This is a genomic window from Bradyrhizobium sp. F1.4.3 (assembly GCF_040548375.1).
Taxonomy (GTDB): domain Bacteria; phylum Pseudomonadota; class Alphaproteobacteria; order Rhizobiales; family Xanthobacteraceae; genus Bradyrhizobium.
In genome coordinates, this window is record NZ_JBEPRN010000010.1 from 137625 (window position 1) to 151721 (window position 14097).

Annotated in this window: 11 protein-coding genes; 9 read left to right on the plus strand and 2 right to left on the minus strand. The window is 64.6% G+C overall.

The features are described 5' to 3' along the window. Positions 1-1950: a molybdopterin biosynthesis protein gene (locus ABIB73_RS24355; protein WP_354228097.1), complete on the plus strand. Its 1950-nt coding sequence runs from the start codon at positions 1-3 to the stop codon at positions 1948-1950. Between the two features lie 47 nt (positions 1951-1997). Beyond that, on the plus strand, positions 1998-3128 hold the full coding sequence (locus ABIB73_RS24360) for an FAD-dependent monooxygenase (RefSeq protein WP_354228099.1): 1131 nt from the start codon (positions 1998-2000) through the stop codon (positions 3126-3128). 59 nt (positions 3129-3187) lie between these two features. Here the strand turns inward: ABIB73_RS24360 and mobA are convergent, their stop codons facing one another. Together mobA and fdhD are read right to left on the minus strand one after the other, a co-directional pair. Continuing rightward, positions 3188-3865 (minus strand): molybdenum cofactor guanylyltransferase MobA, encoded by a 678-nt coding sequence (gene mobA, locus ABIB73_RS24365; protein ID WP_354228101.1) that lies wholly within the window; start codon positions 3863-3865, stop codon positions 3188-3190. Continuing rightward, a complete protein-coding gene (gene fdhD, locus ABIB73_RS24370) occupies positions 3810-4700 on the minus strand; it encodes a formate dehydrogenase accessory sulfurtransferase FdhD (protein WP_354228102.1) in 891 nt (296 codons plus the stop codon). Before fdhD ends, mobA begins: the two co-directional genes overlap by 56 nt. Positions 4701-4806: 106 nt before the next feature. Here fdhD and mobB point away from each other — a divergent pair, with 106 nt between their 5' ends. From mobB to fdhF, 7 genes are all read left to right on the plus strand, one after another. Then, the gene (mobB, locus tag ABIB73_RS24375) at positions 4807-5334 is read left to right on the plus strand and encodes a molybdopterin-guanine dinucleotide biosynthesis protein B (RefSeq protein ID WP_354228104.1); all 528 of its coding nucleotides are present in this window, start codon (positions 4807-4809) and stop codon (positions 5332-5334) included. 9 nt (positions 5335-5343) lie between these two features. Continuing rightward, positions 5344-6600, plus strand: a complete 1257-nt coding sequence (locus ABIB73_RS24380; RefSeq protein WP_354228106.1) for a molybdopterin molybdotransferase MoeA — start codon at positions 5344-5346, stop codon at positions 6598-6600. Between the two features lie 44 nt (positions 6601-6644). Next, on the plus strand, positions 6645-6920 hold the full coding sequence (locus ABIB73_RS24385) for a sulfurtransferase TusA family protein (RefSeq protein ID WP_354228108.1): 276 nt from the start codon (positions 6645-6647) through the stop codon (positions 6918-6920). A gap of 320 nt (positions 6921-7240) precedes the next feature. Further along, the gene (locus ABIB73_RS24390; RefSeq protein WP_354228110.1) at positions 7241-8896 is read left to right on the plus strand and encodes an OFA family MFS transporter; all 1656 of its coding nucleotides are present in this window, start codon (positions 7241-7243) and stop codon (positions 8894-8896) included. A gap of 91 nt (positions 8897-8987) precedes the next feature. Then, positions 8988-9272: a hypothetical protein gene (locus ABIB73_RS24395; protein WP_354228112.1), complete on the plus strand. Its 285-nt coding sequence runs from the start codon at positions 8988-8990 to the stop codon at positions 9270-9272. 250 nt (positions 9273-9522) lie between these two features. Further along, positions 9523-11232 carry an NADH-ubiquinone oxidoreductase-F iron-sulfur binding region domain-containing protein gene (locus ABIB73_RS24400; RefSeq protein ID WP_354228114.1) on the plus strand — a complete coding sequence of 570 codons (1710 nt, stop codon included), beginning with the start codon at positions 9523-9525 and terminating at the stop codon, positions 11230-11232. Continuing rightward, complete coding sequence (gene fdhF, locus ABIB73_RS24405) at positions 11229-13994, plus strand: formate dehydrogenase subunit alpha (protein ID WP_354228116.1); 2766 nt, start codon at positions 11229-11231, stop codon at positions 13992-13994. Before ABIB73_RS24400 ends, fdhF begins: the two co-directional genes overlap by 4 nt. Positions 13995-14097: the final 103 nt, after the last annotated feature.

Genomic DNA, 14097 nt, shown 5'->3' on the forward strand with positions numbered 1-14097 from the left:
ATGACGAAGGTCCCGCAGCCACAAGATCGCAGCGCGCTCGAACAGGAGCAGTTCCTCAAGATCCTGTCGCGCGAGGATGCGCTGGCTCGCTTTGAGGCTGCGCTGTTCCCGCGCACGATTCCGAACGAAAGGCGCAGGCTTGCCGATGCACTCGGCGCGGCGCTCGCCGAAGACGTCACCGCCCCGATCGACGTGCCGCCCTTCGACCGCTCCAATGTCGACGGCTTTGCCGTGCGCTCGGCCGACCTCGCGACGGCCGGCGAAGGCACGCCTGCGCGTCTCGCGCTGAACGGCGAGACCATCCACTGCGGCACCGCGCCCAAGTTGCAAGTGGTGGCGGGGACCGCAACGCCGATCGCGACCGGCGGTCCGTTGCCGCGCGGCGCCGACGCTGCCATCATGGTCGAGCACACCCAGCCGGCCGGCTCTGATGCGATCGACGTCCGTCGTGCGGTGTCTCCCGGGCAATTCGTGTCTTACGCGGGCTCCGACATCGCGCGCGGCGAGGCGCTGCTGCGTGCCGGCACGATCATCGGCTCGCGCGAGATCGGCATGCTGGCGGCTTGCGGGATCGCGGAAGTGACTGTCGCGCGCAAGCCGCGGGTTGCCGTCATCTCCACCGGCGATGAACTGGTCCAGCCCGGCGAAGTGCTCGCGCCCGCCGCCATCTACGACACCAATGGCGCGATCGTCGCCGCTGCAATCGACGAGAATGGCGGCGAGGCGAGCTTCCTCGGTGCCATTCCCGACGATGAGGCAAAGCTCGAATCCGCCATGCGTCGCGCGCTGGCTGACGCCGACATGCTGGTGCTGTCAGGCGGGACGTCGAAAGGCGCTGGCGACCTGTCCCACCGCATCATCGGCCGGCTCGGCACGCCTGGGATCATCGCGCATGGCGTTGCGCTCAAGCCCGGCAAGCCGCTGTGCCTTGCGGTGTGCGACGGCAAGCCGGTGGTGATCCTGCCGGGCTTTCCGACCTCGGCGATGTTCACCTTCCACGACATGATCGTGCCGGTGCTGCGCAAAATGGCCGGCCTGCCGCCGCGCTCCGATGCCAAGGTGAGCGCAACGGTACCGGTGCGCATTGCCTCCGAGCTCGGCCGCACCGAGTTCGTCATGGTCTCGCTGGTCGAAGGCAAGGACGGCCTGATTGCCTATCCTTCCGGCAAGGGTTCTGGTGCGATTACGTCGTTCGCGCAGGCCGACGGCTTCCTGCGCATCGACGCGCTCGCCGACCAGATGCCGGCCGGCACCGAAGCCGAGGTGACGCTGTTCACGCCGCATGTGCGTGTGCCCGATCTCGTGATCGTCGGCAGCCACTGCACCGGCCTCGATCTCGTCACCGCGCCGCTCGCGCATGCCGGCCTGACCGTGCGCTCGATCGCCGTCGGCAGCCTTGGCGGGCTTGCGGCGGCGCGGCGCGGCGAATGCGATCTCGCGCCGATCCATCTGTTCGACGACAAGAGCGAGACTTACAACACGCCGTATCTCGTCGATGGTCTCGAGCTCGTGCCGGGTTGGCGGCGGATGCAGGGCATCGTGTTCCGCAAAGGCGACACGCGTTTTGAGGGGCTCGGCGCGAAGGACGCCGTCGCCGCTGCGCTCGCTGACCCCGGCTGCATCATGGTCAACCGCAACCAGGGCGCCGGCACGCGCATCCTGATCGACCGGCTGCTAGGCGGCGTGCGGCCTGAAGGTTACTGGAACCAGCCGCGTTCGCACAATGCCGTGGCCGCTGCCGTCGCGCAGCACCGCGCCGACTGGGGCATGACCATTGCGCCGGTCGCCCATGCCGTCGGCCTCGGTTTCATTCCGCTCGCGGAAGAGCATTATGACTTCGCGCTGGTGACAGCGCGCAAGCAACGCCCGGCGGTGCAGGCCTTTCTCGATGCACTCGGCTCGGACGATGCCCGCGCTGCGCTGGAGCGCTCTGGCTTCAGGCCGGCTTAGACGGACGACGACGCGGCGCTCAAGCCGCGCGACAGGGTGGGGACGTGATGGCAAGGCCGCTTTCGGTTGCGATCATCGGTGCCGGTATGGGCGGGCTTGCGTCAGCCGCCGCGCTCCGGCGCGTCGGCATTGACGTTATGGTCTACGAGCAGGCCTCTCAATTCGCGCGCATCGGCGCCGGTATCCAGATCGGATGCAACGCCATGAAGGTGCTGCGCGCGCTGGGGTTGGAGGCGCGGATGCGCGGCCAGTCGTTCTATCCGCGCTCCTGGAACAATCGCGACTGGCGCAGCGGCGACATCAAGTTCGACATGATCTTTGGCGAGAGCGCGGAAGAGAAGTTCGGCGCGCCCTATCTGCTCGCCCATCGCGGCGATCTGCATGCGGCGCTGGCGAGTGCGGTGCCGGACGAATGCGTCAGGCTCAATCACAAGCTGGTCGATCTTGACGAGGCCGGCGATGGAGTCCAGCTAACCTTTGCAAACGGCACGAATGTCATGGCCGATGCCGTGGTCGGCGCGGACGGCGTCCATTCGGCGGTGCGCGACATCCTGTTCGACACTGCGCCGGTCAAATTCACCGGCCGCATCGCCTATCGCACCACCTATCCGGCGGCACTGCTCGGCGGCGAGAAGATCGACGACTGCACCAAATGGTGGGGCGAGGACCGTCACATCGTGATCTACTACGTCAAGCCCGACCGCAGCGAGGTCTATCTCGTCACCAGCCAGCCCGAGCCGGACTTCCGCATCGAATCCTGGTCGGCCAAAGGCGACGTGCGCGATCTGCGAGCATCGTTCGAAGGCTTTCATCCGCAGGTTGGCCAAGTGCTCGCGGCGTGCCCCGACGTTCACAAATGGGCGATCATGGACCGCGATGCGCTGGACCGTTGGTCTGACGGCAAGGTGATGCTGCTCGGCGATGCCTGCCATCCGATGACGCCCTACATGGCGCAAGGCGCGGCCATGGCGATCGAGGACGCCGCCGTGCTGTCGCGTTGCCTTGACGGTGTCGATCGCGACGGCGTCGCGGATGCATTCCGCCGCTTCGAGGCAACGCGCAAGGTGCGGACCACGCGGGTACAGGAGACCTCGAGGGCAAATATCTGGCTCAAGGCCAGAACGGACACGAGCTGGGTCTATGGCTACGACGCCTGGACCGCGCCGCTGGCGGCCTGATCGCCCCCCGCGATCGTCTGGGCGCAGCTCCTCGACGAGAGTCCCAAGCCGTAAGCCTGCTAGATCGCCGCATCCAGCGCGGCCAGCCGCTCTGCTTCGGCGATATCCTCGACCGTGTTAGCGTTGAAGAAACGATCGAGCGGCTCGGTCGGCCAGGTCACCGTCGCGAGCGAATAGCGCGCGGTCCAGCGGTCGATCCTGCGGATGTCCTCGACCACCAGCGCGTGACGGAGTTCCTCGCGCAGGCTCACGCGCCATAATCCGATCACCGGATGCGATTGGTCGCCTGACGCCGCGACTGCGAGCTGCGCACTTTCTTTAGCGCGGCTCTCATGCAGACGTGCGACGAGATCGCGCGGCAGGAACGGACAATCGCCAGCCGCGCTGAGCACCCATTCGATCTCCGGCCGGTTCGCCGCCGTCCAGTCGAGCGCGGCGAGGATGCCGGCGAGCGGGCCGGGGAAGCCGGGCACGTCGTCGGCGATGACCTGCAAGCCGAATGCGGCGAAGCGCGCGGGATCACCGTTCGCATTGAGGATCAATCCGCCACATTGCGGCGTCAGGCGCGCGATCACACGCTCCAAAATGGTGCGGCCGCCGATGGTGCGCATCGGCTTGTCGCCGCCGCCCATGCGCCGCGCCAGACCGCCGGCAAGCAGCACGCCCTGCGTCAGCGGAATTTCAGTCGTCACCAGTTTCACCCTTGCGCTTGTGCTTAGACGACTCTTCCTCGACATAAGCGAGGTTCTGGTCGTAAACGATCCTCTCCTCGCCCGAGAGTACGAGGAAGCGCTTTCCGCGCGCGCGGCCGACCAGCGTCAGTCCGACTTGGCGTGCGAGGTCGACGCCCCAGGCGGTGAAGCCGGAGCGCGACACCAGGATCGGAATGCCCATCCGCACCGTCTTGATCACCATCTCCGAGGTGAGGCGTCCTGTGGTGTAGAGGATCTTGTCGCCAGCATCGACGCCGTGGCGGTACATCCAGCCCGCGATCTTGTCGACGGCGTTGTGACGGCCGACATCCTCGGTGTAGCAGAGCGGTTCGCCCTCCTTGCACAGCACGCAGCCATGGATCGCACCGGCCTCCAGATAGAGTGAGGGCGTGGTGTTGATGGTCTGCGTCATCTGGTAGAGCCAGGAGGTGCGCAGCTCTGCCTTCGGCAGCGCGACGCTCTCGACCGCTTCGAGCAGGTCACCGAACGCGGTGCCCTGCGCGCAGCCCGAGGTCTGGGTACGCTTCTTGAGTTTGGCTTCGAAATTGGTGTTGTGTTCGGTGCGCACGACAACGACCTGGAGGTCGTCGTCGTATTCGACCTGGGTGACGGCGTCATTATACTTCAGCATATTCTGGTTGAGCAAATAGCCCAGCGCCAGATATTCGGGATAGTCGCCGATCGTCATCATGGTGACGATCTCCTGGGAATTCAGGTAGAGTGTCAGCGGCCGCTCCATCGGCACCTTGATCACGATTTTGGCGCCGGTCTGGTCGGTGCCGGTCACGCTCTGGGTCAGGCGCGGGTCGTCCGGGTTGGGGACGATGAGGGGCACCGGGACTTTGTCGATCTTCATCATGGCCGCGACGTTAGCATGACATTCGGATCAAGCCGATATAAGCATGCTCACAACGACGGAGTAGGAGTTCCAGCCGCGTGATACGGCTGGCGGAGATCAGTTTGCGATGAAAGTCATCGGCCTTGCGGGCTGGAGCGGTGCGGGCAAGACCACGCTGTTGACGCGGCTGATCCCGCATTTCAACGCGCAGGGCCTGCGCGTCTCCGTGATCAAGCACGCGCATCACCAGTTCGATGTCGACGTGCCAGGCAAGGATTCCTGGCGCCATCGCGAGGCGGGTGCAGCCGAGGTGCTGGTGGCTTCGTCGAACCGCTGGGCCTTGATGCATGAGTTGCGCGGCGCGGCGGAGCCGCGGCTGCCGGAACTCCTGAGCAAGCTGTCCGCGGTCGATTTCGTCGTGGTCGAGGGTTTCAAGCGCGAGCCGCACCGCAAGATCGAGGTCCATCGCGCCGCCAACGGCAAGCCGCTGCTGTTTCCCGATGACCCCGGCATTGTCGGGATCGCGGCCGATGTCGCGGTTGAAACCCGGCTGCCGACGGTCCATCTCGACGATATCCCGGCCGTAGCCGCGTTGCTGCTGCGCGCGGCGATGCCGGTCGAGGAAGCGGTCGCGAAAAGCGCTGCGATGCGCTGACGAGGCACCATGGCGCAACTGTCGGACGATTGCTTTGCCTTCGGCGGACCGATGATGTCGGTGGACGAGGCCGTTGGCCTCATCACGACCCGCGTCAACGCGATTGCCGATCTCGAGACGGTGGCGCTCGTCGATGCCGACGGGCGGGTGCTGGCGCGCGATATCGCCGCGCCCCTGCCGCTGCCGCCCTTTACCAACTCCGCCGTCGATGGCTATGCCGTGCGCAACGCGGACCTGCCGCAAGCAGAGGAACGAGCGTTTCCGCTCGACGGCCGCATCCAGGCCGGCGGGCTCGCGCAGACCGCGATCAAGCCCGGCCACACTGCGCGCATCTTCACGGGCGCGCCGATGCCGCCGGGCGCCGAAACCGTCTTCATGCAGGAAGATGTCCGCATCGATGATGGCGGCAAGATCGTGTTGCCGTCGGGGCTGAAGCCAGGTGCCAATGTGCGCCCCGCGGGCGAGGACATTTCCGAGGGACACATCGCGCTGCGTGCCGGCCAGCGGCTGCGGCCGCAGCATGTCGCGCTCGCCGCTGCCTTCGGCCTGACCCAGTTGGACATGATCAGGCGCATCCGCGTCGCGGTGTTCTCGACCGGCGACGAACTGGCTTCGCCCGGTGAGCCGCGAGCGCCGTCCCAGCTGTTCGATTCCAACCGCTTCATGCTGATGGCGATGCTGCGCCGGCTCGGCTGCGAGGTCTCGGATCTCGGCATTTTGCGCGATGAGCGCACGTCCCTTGCAAACGGATTGAAGCAGGTCGCAGGCGGGCATGACCTGATCCTCACCACCGGCGGCGTCTCGACCGGCGAGGAAGATCACGTCAAGGCGGCGGTCGAGAGCATCGGCTCGCTGGTGCTGTGGCGGATGGCGATCAAGCCCGGCCGGCCCGTGGCGATGGGCATCATCGAGGGCACGCCGCTGATCGGATTGCCCGGCAATCCCGTCGCGAGCTTTGTTACCTTCGTCCATGTGGTGCGGCCGACCGTGCTGGCGCTCGCCGGCAGCCTGCCGGAGCCGCTCCTGCCGATCCCCGTGCGCGCGGCCTTCACCTACAAGAAGAAGATCAGCCGGCGCGAATACGTTCGTGCTTCGTTGCGGCGCGGAGAGGACGGCACGCTGGAGGTAATCAAGTTCCCGCGCGAGGGGGCCGGCCTGCTGTCGTCATTGGTGGAAACCGACGGCCTCGTTGAACTCGGCGAGGACATCACACGCGTCGAGCCGGGCTCGAGCGTAGGTTTTCTCTCCTACGCCGATCTGGTCTGAGGCGGCGCGTTGACGCCATCGATCCCTCCCGCCATGTTGCGCCCATGACCAGAACAACGACCAGAACGACGCTTGATCTCACCGGCCTGAAATGCCCATTGCCCGCCTTGAAGACGCGCAAGGCGCTGAAACCGTTGCAGCCGGGCGATCAGCTCGAGGTGCACTGCACCGATCCCTTGTCGGTGATTGACATTCCGAACCTGATCCGCGAGACCGGCGACAAGGTGGAGATCACCGAGCGCAACGACGCGCGCATCGTGTTCTTGATAGAAAAGACGAATGGTTCGATAGGCAGCGCCAATGCTGCGCTGCGTTCTTGAGCGCGTTACCGCGCTGATACCGACCTTTTGTCTATCGACATCGATCATGGCTTCTGCCCAAATTGACTTTACCCGTGCAGGCGCGGAGGTTGAGTCTCGTCTGCGATGCGCGGATCCAGCGGGCCATATTCACGAAGCCTGCACGTCGTATCGGGCATAGCGCCCCGCTCGAGGGGTTAACGTTTCAGACGCGTGACGATCCTGGCGCGCGTCGGATGATTGTGCAGAGCAGCAGGGACAGCTGGCTGCACCGCAACGGGCTGAGGAACAGGATGGTAGCGGCAGGCTTGCTCAGAAGGGCGGCTGCAGGGGAGGAATTCATGGCTACAGTTGAAGGCGCTGAGAGACTTTCGGGAGCTGGCACGGGAATTCTCGATCGCGAGCACACGGTCGCAAAGGCCGGCTTCAATCGCTGGCTGGTGCCGCCGGCCGCGCTGTGCATCCATCTGTGTATCGGGATGGCCTACGGCTTCTCCGTGTTCTGGCTGCCGCTGTCACGCGCGATCGGATTGACCGCGCCAAAGGCCTGTCCGGATATCTCGCTCTGGCAGGAACTTTTCACCACGACCTGCGACTGGAAGGTCGCGAGCCTCGGGTGGATGTATACGCTGTTCTTCGTCCTTCTCGGTGTCTCCGCTGCAATATGGGGCGGTTGGCTTGAACGTGCCGGCCCGCGCAAGGCAGGCTTCGTTGCGGCGCTTTGCTGGGGCGGCGGACTCCTGATCGGCGCCTTCGGTATCTACGTCCATCAGCTCTGGATCATGTGGCTCGGAGCCGGCGTGATCGGCGGAGTCGGCCTCGGCCTCGGCTACATCTCGCCGGTGTCGACGCTGATCAAATGGTTCCCGGATCGCCGGGGCATGGCGACCGGCATGGCCATCATGGGTTTCGGTGGCGGTGCCATGATCGGCGCGCCGCTGGCCAATCTGCTGATCAACTATTTCAAGAGCGCGACGGATGTCGGGGTCTGGCAGACCTTCGTCGTGATGGGCGTGGTCTACTTCGTCTTCATGACGATCGGAGCCTTTGCCTATCGGGTGACGCCGCCCGGCTGGAAGCCTGAGGGCTGGACGCCGCCGAACGAAAAGAAGACGATGATCTCCGAGCATCACGTCCATCTCGACAATGCGCACAAGACGCCGCAATTCTGGCTGATCTGGTGGGTGTTGACGCTGAACGTGTCGGCAGGCATCGGCGTGATCGGCATGGCTTCGCCGATGCTGCAGGAGATATTCGCGGGCAAGCTGATCGGCCTGCCGGACGTCGGCTTCAACGCGTTGAATGCCGCACAAAAGGCGCAGATCGCAGGCATCGCCGCCGGCTTTGCCGGCCTGCTGTCGCTGTTCAATATCGGTGGGCGATTCTTCTGGGCCTCGCTGTCGGATCATATCGGCCGCAAGAACACCTACTACACGTTCTTCCTGCTCGGCATCGTGCTCTATGCGCTCGCGCCGACCTTCGCGGCGATGGGCTCGAAGCTTCTATTTGTGCTCGGCTTCGGCATCATCCTGTCGATGTATGGCGGCGGCTTCGCGACCGTGCCGGCCTATCTCGCCGACATGTTCGGGACCCAGTTCGTCGGCGCCATCCACGGCCGGCTGCTGACGGCATGGTCGACCGCAGGCATCATCGGCCCCGTCGTGGTCAACTACATCCGCGAGTTCCAGCTCGCGGCGGGCGTGCCGCGTGACCAGCTCTACAACACCACCATGTACATTCTCTGCGCGATGCTGATCGCCGGCCTGATCTGCAACTACCTGATCAAGCCGGTCGATCCGAAGTGGTACATGAGCGAAGCCGAGGTGACGAAACTCCAAGCGTCGACTGCCGGAGCAAGCGCCGGACAGCAGACCGGCTCGTTCGGGATCGGCACGGGAGGCCTCGACGGCAAGGCCGCGCTGTTCTGGCTGTTCGTTGCAGTCCCGTTGGCCTGGGGCGTGTACAAGACGCTCGAGGGCGCGGTGAAGATCTTCTGATCGCAAACCCACACCGCCGCGGGAAGCTCGTGTTCAGCTTCCTGCGGCGTTCACCGTCCAATAATTGAGAATGGGACTTAGGGGGATTCCAATGCTTCGCACCCGTATCTGCCTTGCCGCCATGTTGCTGGCCGCGGGCCTCCATACCGCGTCCGCGCAGACAGCAACGACACCCGCGACAACGGCGCCGGCTGCGACGACCGGCGCCAAGCCGCCGGGCAAGATCAAGCTCACGATGCAGAAGCTGAAGGACATGAAGGCGAAGTGGTCGGCCAACAAGCCCAAGCTGAAGGCGTGCCGCGCCGAGGTGAAGGGCAAGGGCCTGATCGGCGATGACCGCTGGTTCTATATCGAAGAGTGCATGGAAAAGACCTGAGATTCGGTTCCCCGATATCAACGGTTCAGCAGGGGCGTGGTAGCGGCGCTGCCGTGCCCTTAAATGACTATAGAGACGTTCTAAATTCTCTTGGCGTCTGGCATACCAGAGATTAGAGTCGCTTCGACCAAGGCTTGATCCGAGGAAAAACGGGAACCGTTCGTCCGGACGATCATGCGGGAATGCGGGCTGATCGCGATGGCGATGCGGTCCGATGTTATCGCGGTTTTGAGGAGAACGCGACGTTTCCATGAGCAGCAACGACGACGTTCACAAGATCAGAGAATTCGAGCATCCGGGCCAGGGGCGCCGGCGGGCCAAGGCCACGCCCAAGGGACGGCAGGTCGATCCCGCCGCCGCGCATGAGATCGAGCAGCTGCTCGGCGACAAGCCGCGGCGGCGCGACCTCTTGATCGAATATCTGCACCTGATCCAGGACAAATATCGCCAGATCTCGGCCGCGCATCTTGCCGCGCTCGCCGACGAGATGAAGCTCGCCTTCGCCGAAGTGTTCGAGACCGCGACCTTTTACGCGCATTTCGACGTGGTGAAGGAAGGCGAGCCGGATATCGCCCCGCTCACCATCCGCGTCTGCGACTCGCTCACCTGCGCAATGCTCGGTGGCGAGAAGCTGCTGGAAGATCTGCAAAGCACATCGGGCCCTGGCATTCGCGTGGTTCGCGCGCCCTGTGTCGGCCGCTGCGACACCGCACCCGCCGCGGAAGTCGGACACAATTTCGTCGACCATGCGACCGTCGCCAATGTGCTGGCGGCGGCGAAGGCCGCCGATACCCATGCGCATCTGCCGACATATATCGACTACGACGCCTATGTCGCCGGCGGTGGCTACAAACTGCTCAACCGGCTGCTCTCCGGCGAATTGCCGAAAGACGATCTCCTCAGGGCGCTCGACGACGCTTCGCTCCGCGGCCTCGGCGGCGCCGGCTTCCCGACGGGGCGCAAATGGCGCGCGGTGTTAGGGGAGCCCGGCCCGCGGCTGATGGCGATCAATGGCGACGAGGGTGAGCCCGGCACGTTCAAGGACCGCGTCTATCTCGAAAGCGATCCGCATCGCTTCATCGAGGGCATGCTGATCGGCGCGCATGTGGTGCAGGCGGGCGACATCTACATCTATCTGCGCGACGAATATCCGGCGGCGCGCGCGATCCTCGAGCGCGAGCTTGCAAAGCTGCCGGCGGGCGGACCGACGCTGCACATGCGTCGTGGCGCCGGTGCTTACATCTGCGGCGAGGAATCCTCGCTGCTCGAAAGCATCGAGGGCAAGCGTGGCCTGCCCAGGCACAAGCCGCCTTATCCGTTCCAGGTTGGCCTGTTCGGCCTGCCGACGCTGATCAACAACATCGAGACGCTGTGGTGGGTGCGCGACATCGTCGAGAAGGGCGCCGACTGGTGGACGGGCAACGGCCGGCATGAACGTCACGGCCTGCGCAGCTTCTCGGTCTCGGGCCGGGTCGAGAATCCCGGCATGAAGCTGGCGCCCGCCGGCATCACGGTGCGCGAGCTGATCGACGAATATTGCGGCGGCATGGCCGACGGCCATCAGTTCTATGCTTATCTTCCGGGCGGCGCGTCCGGCGGCATTTTGCCGGCGGCGATGGACGACATCCCGCTCGATTTCGGCACGCTTGAAAAATACGGCTGCTTCATCGGCTCGGCCGCGATCGTAATCCTGTCGCAAAAGGACAGCGTGCGTGCGGCGGCGCTGAACCTGATGAAGTTCTTCGAGGACGAAAGCTGCGGCCAGTGCACGCCGTGCCGCGTCGGAACCCAGAAGGCGGCGGTTCTGATGCAGAAGCCGGTCTGGAACCGCGCGCTGCTGGAAGAATTGAGCCAGGCGATGCGCGATGCCTCGATCTGCGGGCTCGGACAGGCGGCGTCGAATCCGCTGGCCACCGTGATCAAATATTTCCCTGACGAGTTCAAGGAAGCGGCTGAATGACCAGAATTACGTTCGAGCTCGACGGCAAGCAGGTCGAAGCCAATGCCGGCGAGACGATCTGGCAGGTGGCGCAGCGCCAGGGCCGCGAGATTCCGCACCTCTGCTATTCACCGGCGCCGGACTATCGCCCCGACGGCAATTGCCGCGCCTGCATGGTCGAGATCGAGGGCGAGCGCGTGCTGGCGGCATCCTGCAAGCGCACGCCGTCAGTTGGTATGAAGGTGAAGACCGAGTCCGCGCGCGCAGTTGCTGCGCAAAAAATGGTGATGGAGCTGCTGGTCGCCGACCAGCCGGCGCGCGAGACCTCGCACGATCCGGATTCGAAATTCTGGCACTGGGCCGAGACCACCGGCGTCACCGAAAGCCGTTTTCCTGCCGCCGAGCGGTGGGAGACCGACGCCAGCCATCCGGCGATGCGCGTCAATCTCGACGCCTGCATCCAGTGCGGGCTGTGTGTGCGGGCCTGCCGCGAGGTCCAGGTCAACGACGTCATTGGCATGGCTTATCGTAGTCATGGCTCGAAAATCGTATTCGATTTCGACGATCCCATGGGCGAGTCCACTTGCGTCGCCTGCGGCGAATGCGTGCAGGCCTGCCCGACCGGCGCCCTGATGCCGGCGGTGATGCTCGACGACAACCAGACCCGCGTCACCTATGCCGACAAGAAAGTGGATTCGCTCTGCCCGTTCTGCGGCGTCGGCTGCCAGGTGACCTATGAGGTCAAGGACGAGAAGGTGATCTACGCGGAAGGCCGCGATGGCCCCGCCAATCACAACCGCCTCTGCGTCAAGGGCCGCTTCGGCTTCGACTACATCCATCATCCGCATCGCCTGACCAAGCCGCTGGTGCGATTGCCGAATGCGAAGAAGGATTCCAACGACCAGGTCGATCCGGCCAATCCTTTTACCCATTTCCGCGAAGCGTCGTGGGAGGAAGCGCTCAACATCGCGGCGAAGGGGCTCGTCAAGATCCGCGACACCAACGGCGTGAAGGCGCTGGCCGGCTTCGGCTCGGCCAAGGGCTCGAACGAAGAGGCCTATTTGTTCCAGAAGCTGGTGCGCACCGGCTTCGGCTCCAACAATGTCGACCACTGCACCCGGCTGTGCCACGCCTCGTCGGTCGCGGCGCTGTTTGAAGGCCTGAGCTCGGGCGCGGTGTCGGCGCCGTTCTCGGCGGCCATGGATGCCGAGGTGATCTGGGTGATCGGCGCCAATCCGACGATAAATCATCCCGTCGCCGCGACCTACATCAAGAACGCGGCCAAGAACGGCGCAAAACTCTTCGTCATGGATCCCCGCCGGCAGACGCTGTCGCGTCATGCGACGAAGCATCTGCAGTTCAAGCCTGGTTCTGACGTCGCCATGCTGAATGCGATGATCAACACGATCATCACCGAAGGCCTGACCGACGATCAGTACATTGCCGGCTACACTGAGGGTTTTGAAGACCTCAAGGAGAAGATCAAGGAGTTCACGCCGGAGAAAATGGAGGCGATCTGCGGCATCCCGGCGCAGACGCTGCGCGAGGTGGCGCGGACCTATGCGCGGGCAAAATCGTCGATCATCTTCTGGGGCATGGGCATCAGCCAGCATGTCCACGGCACCGACAATGCGCGCTGCCTGATTGCGCTGGCGCTGATCACCGGCCAGGTCGGCCGTCCCGGCACTGGCCTGCATCCCTTGCGCGGCCAGAACAACGTGCAGGGCGCCTCCGACGCCGGCCTGATCCCGATGTTCCTGCCGGATTATCAGCCGGTCGGCCGCGACGACATGCGCGGGGCCTTCGAGAAGCTGTGGGGCCAGGATCTCGATCCCGTCCGCGGCCTGACCGTGGTCGAGATCATCAACGCGATCCATGCGGGCGAGATCAAGGGCATGTATATCGAGGGCGAGAACCCCGCGATGTCCGATCCCGATCTCCAGCATGCGCGCCAGGCGCTTGCCATGCTCGATCATCTCGTGGTGCAGGATCTCTTCGTTACAGAGACTGCGTTCCACGCCGACGTCATTCTGCCGGCGTCGGCCTTTGCCGAGAAAGACGGCTCATTCACCAACACCGATCGCCGCGTGCAGCTCGCCCGCCAGGTGATCAAGCCGCCGGGCGATGCGCGGCAGGATCTCTGGATCATCCAGGAAATAGGCAAGCGCATGGGCCTGCCCTGGAATTATTCCGGCTCCGGCGAAGTCTTCACAGAAATGGCACAGTTGATGCCGTCGCTGAAGAACATCACCTGGGAGCGGCTGCTGCGCGAAGGCGCGGTCACTTATCCGGTCGACGATCCGGACAAGCCCGGCAACGAGATCATCTTCACCACGGGATTCCCGACCGCGAGCGGGCGCGGCAAGATCGTGCCGGCCCACGTCATCCCGCCGGACGAAGTGCCCGACGACGAATATCCGATGGTGCTGTCGACCGGCCGCGTGCTTGAGCACTGGCACACCGGCTCGATGACGCGTCGCGCCCAGGTGCTCGACCAGATCGAGCCGGAGGCGGTCGCATTCATGTCACCGAAGGACATGCACAAGAAGAAGCTTGCGCCCGGCGACTTCATTCGGATCGAGACCCGCCGCGGCGCCGTCGAGGTCAAGGTGCGCTCCGACCGCGACGTGCCGGAGAACATGGTGTTCATGCCGTTCTGCTACGCGGAAGCGGCGGCGAACCTCTTGACCAATCCGGCGCTCGATCCGTTCGGCAAGATCCCGGAGTTCAAGTTCTGCGCCGCGAGGGCCGAGCGCGCCGAGATGCGCGACGCGGCGGAGTAGGTTTCTGTAGCTTTGACGGGATGGCGCTAGCCAACTCCCCAGTGTCGTCCCGGCGCAGGCCGGGACCCATACCGCGTGATCGGTCGATAGCGGATGGTTGCAG

What these genes read in the sequence shown, in the direction of transcription:
- ABIB73_RS24400 (WP_354228114.1), top strand. Translation starts at nt 9,523, where the DNA reads ATGAGCAGCAACGACGACGTTCACAAGATCAGAGAATTCGAGCATCCG.
- ABIB73_RS24355 (WP_354228097.1), top strand. Translation starts at nt 1, where the DNA reads ATGACGAAGGTCCCGCAGCCACAAGATCGCAGCGCGCTCGAACAGGAG.
- ABIB73_RS24390 (WP_354228110.1), top strand. Translation starts at nt 7,241, where the DNA reads ATGGCTACAGTTGAAGGCGCTGAGAGACTTTCGGGAGCTGGCACGGGA.
- mobA (WP_354228101.1), bottom strand. Translation starts at nt 3,865, where the DNA reads ATGTCGAGGAAGAGTCGTCTAAGCACAAGCGCAAGGGTGAAACTGGTG.
- ABIB73_RS24380 (WP_354228106.1), top strand. Translation starts at nt 5,344, where the DNA reads ATGGCGCAACTGTCGGACGATTGCTTTGCCTTCGGCGGACCGATGATG.
- fdhF (WP_354228116.1), top strand. Translation starts at nt 11,229, where the DNA reads ATGACCAGAATTACGTTCGAGCTCGACGGCAAGCAGGTCGAAGCCAAT.
- ABIB73_RS24360 (WP_354228099.1), top strand. Translation starts at nt 1,998, where the DNA reads ATGGCAAGGCCGCTTTCGGTTGCGATCATCGGTGCCGGTATGGGCGGG.
- ABIB73_RS24395 (WP_354228112.1), top strand. Translation starts at nt 8,988, where the DNA reads ATGCTTCGCACCCGTATCTGCCTTGCCGCCATGTTGCTGGCCGCGGGC.
- ABIB73_RS24385 (WP_354228108.1), top strand. Translation starts at nt 6,645, where the DNA reads ATGACCAGAACAACGACCAGAACGACGCTTGATCTCACCGGCCTGAAA.
- fdhD (WP_354228102.1), bottom strand. Translation starts at nt 4,700, where the DNA reads ATGATGAAGATCGACAAAGTCCCGGTGCCCCTCATCGTCCCCAACCCG.
- mobB (WP_354228104.1), top strand. Translation starts at nt 4,807, where the DNA reads ATGAAAGTCATCGGCCTTGCGGGCTGGAGCGGTGCGGGCAAGACCACG.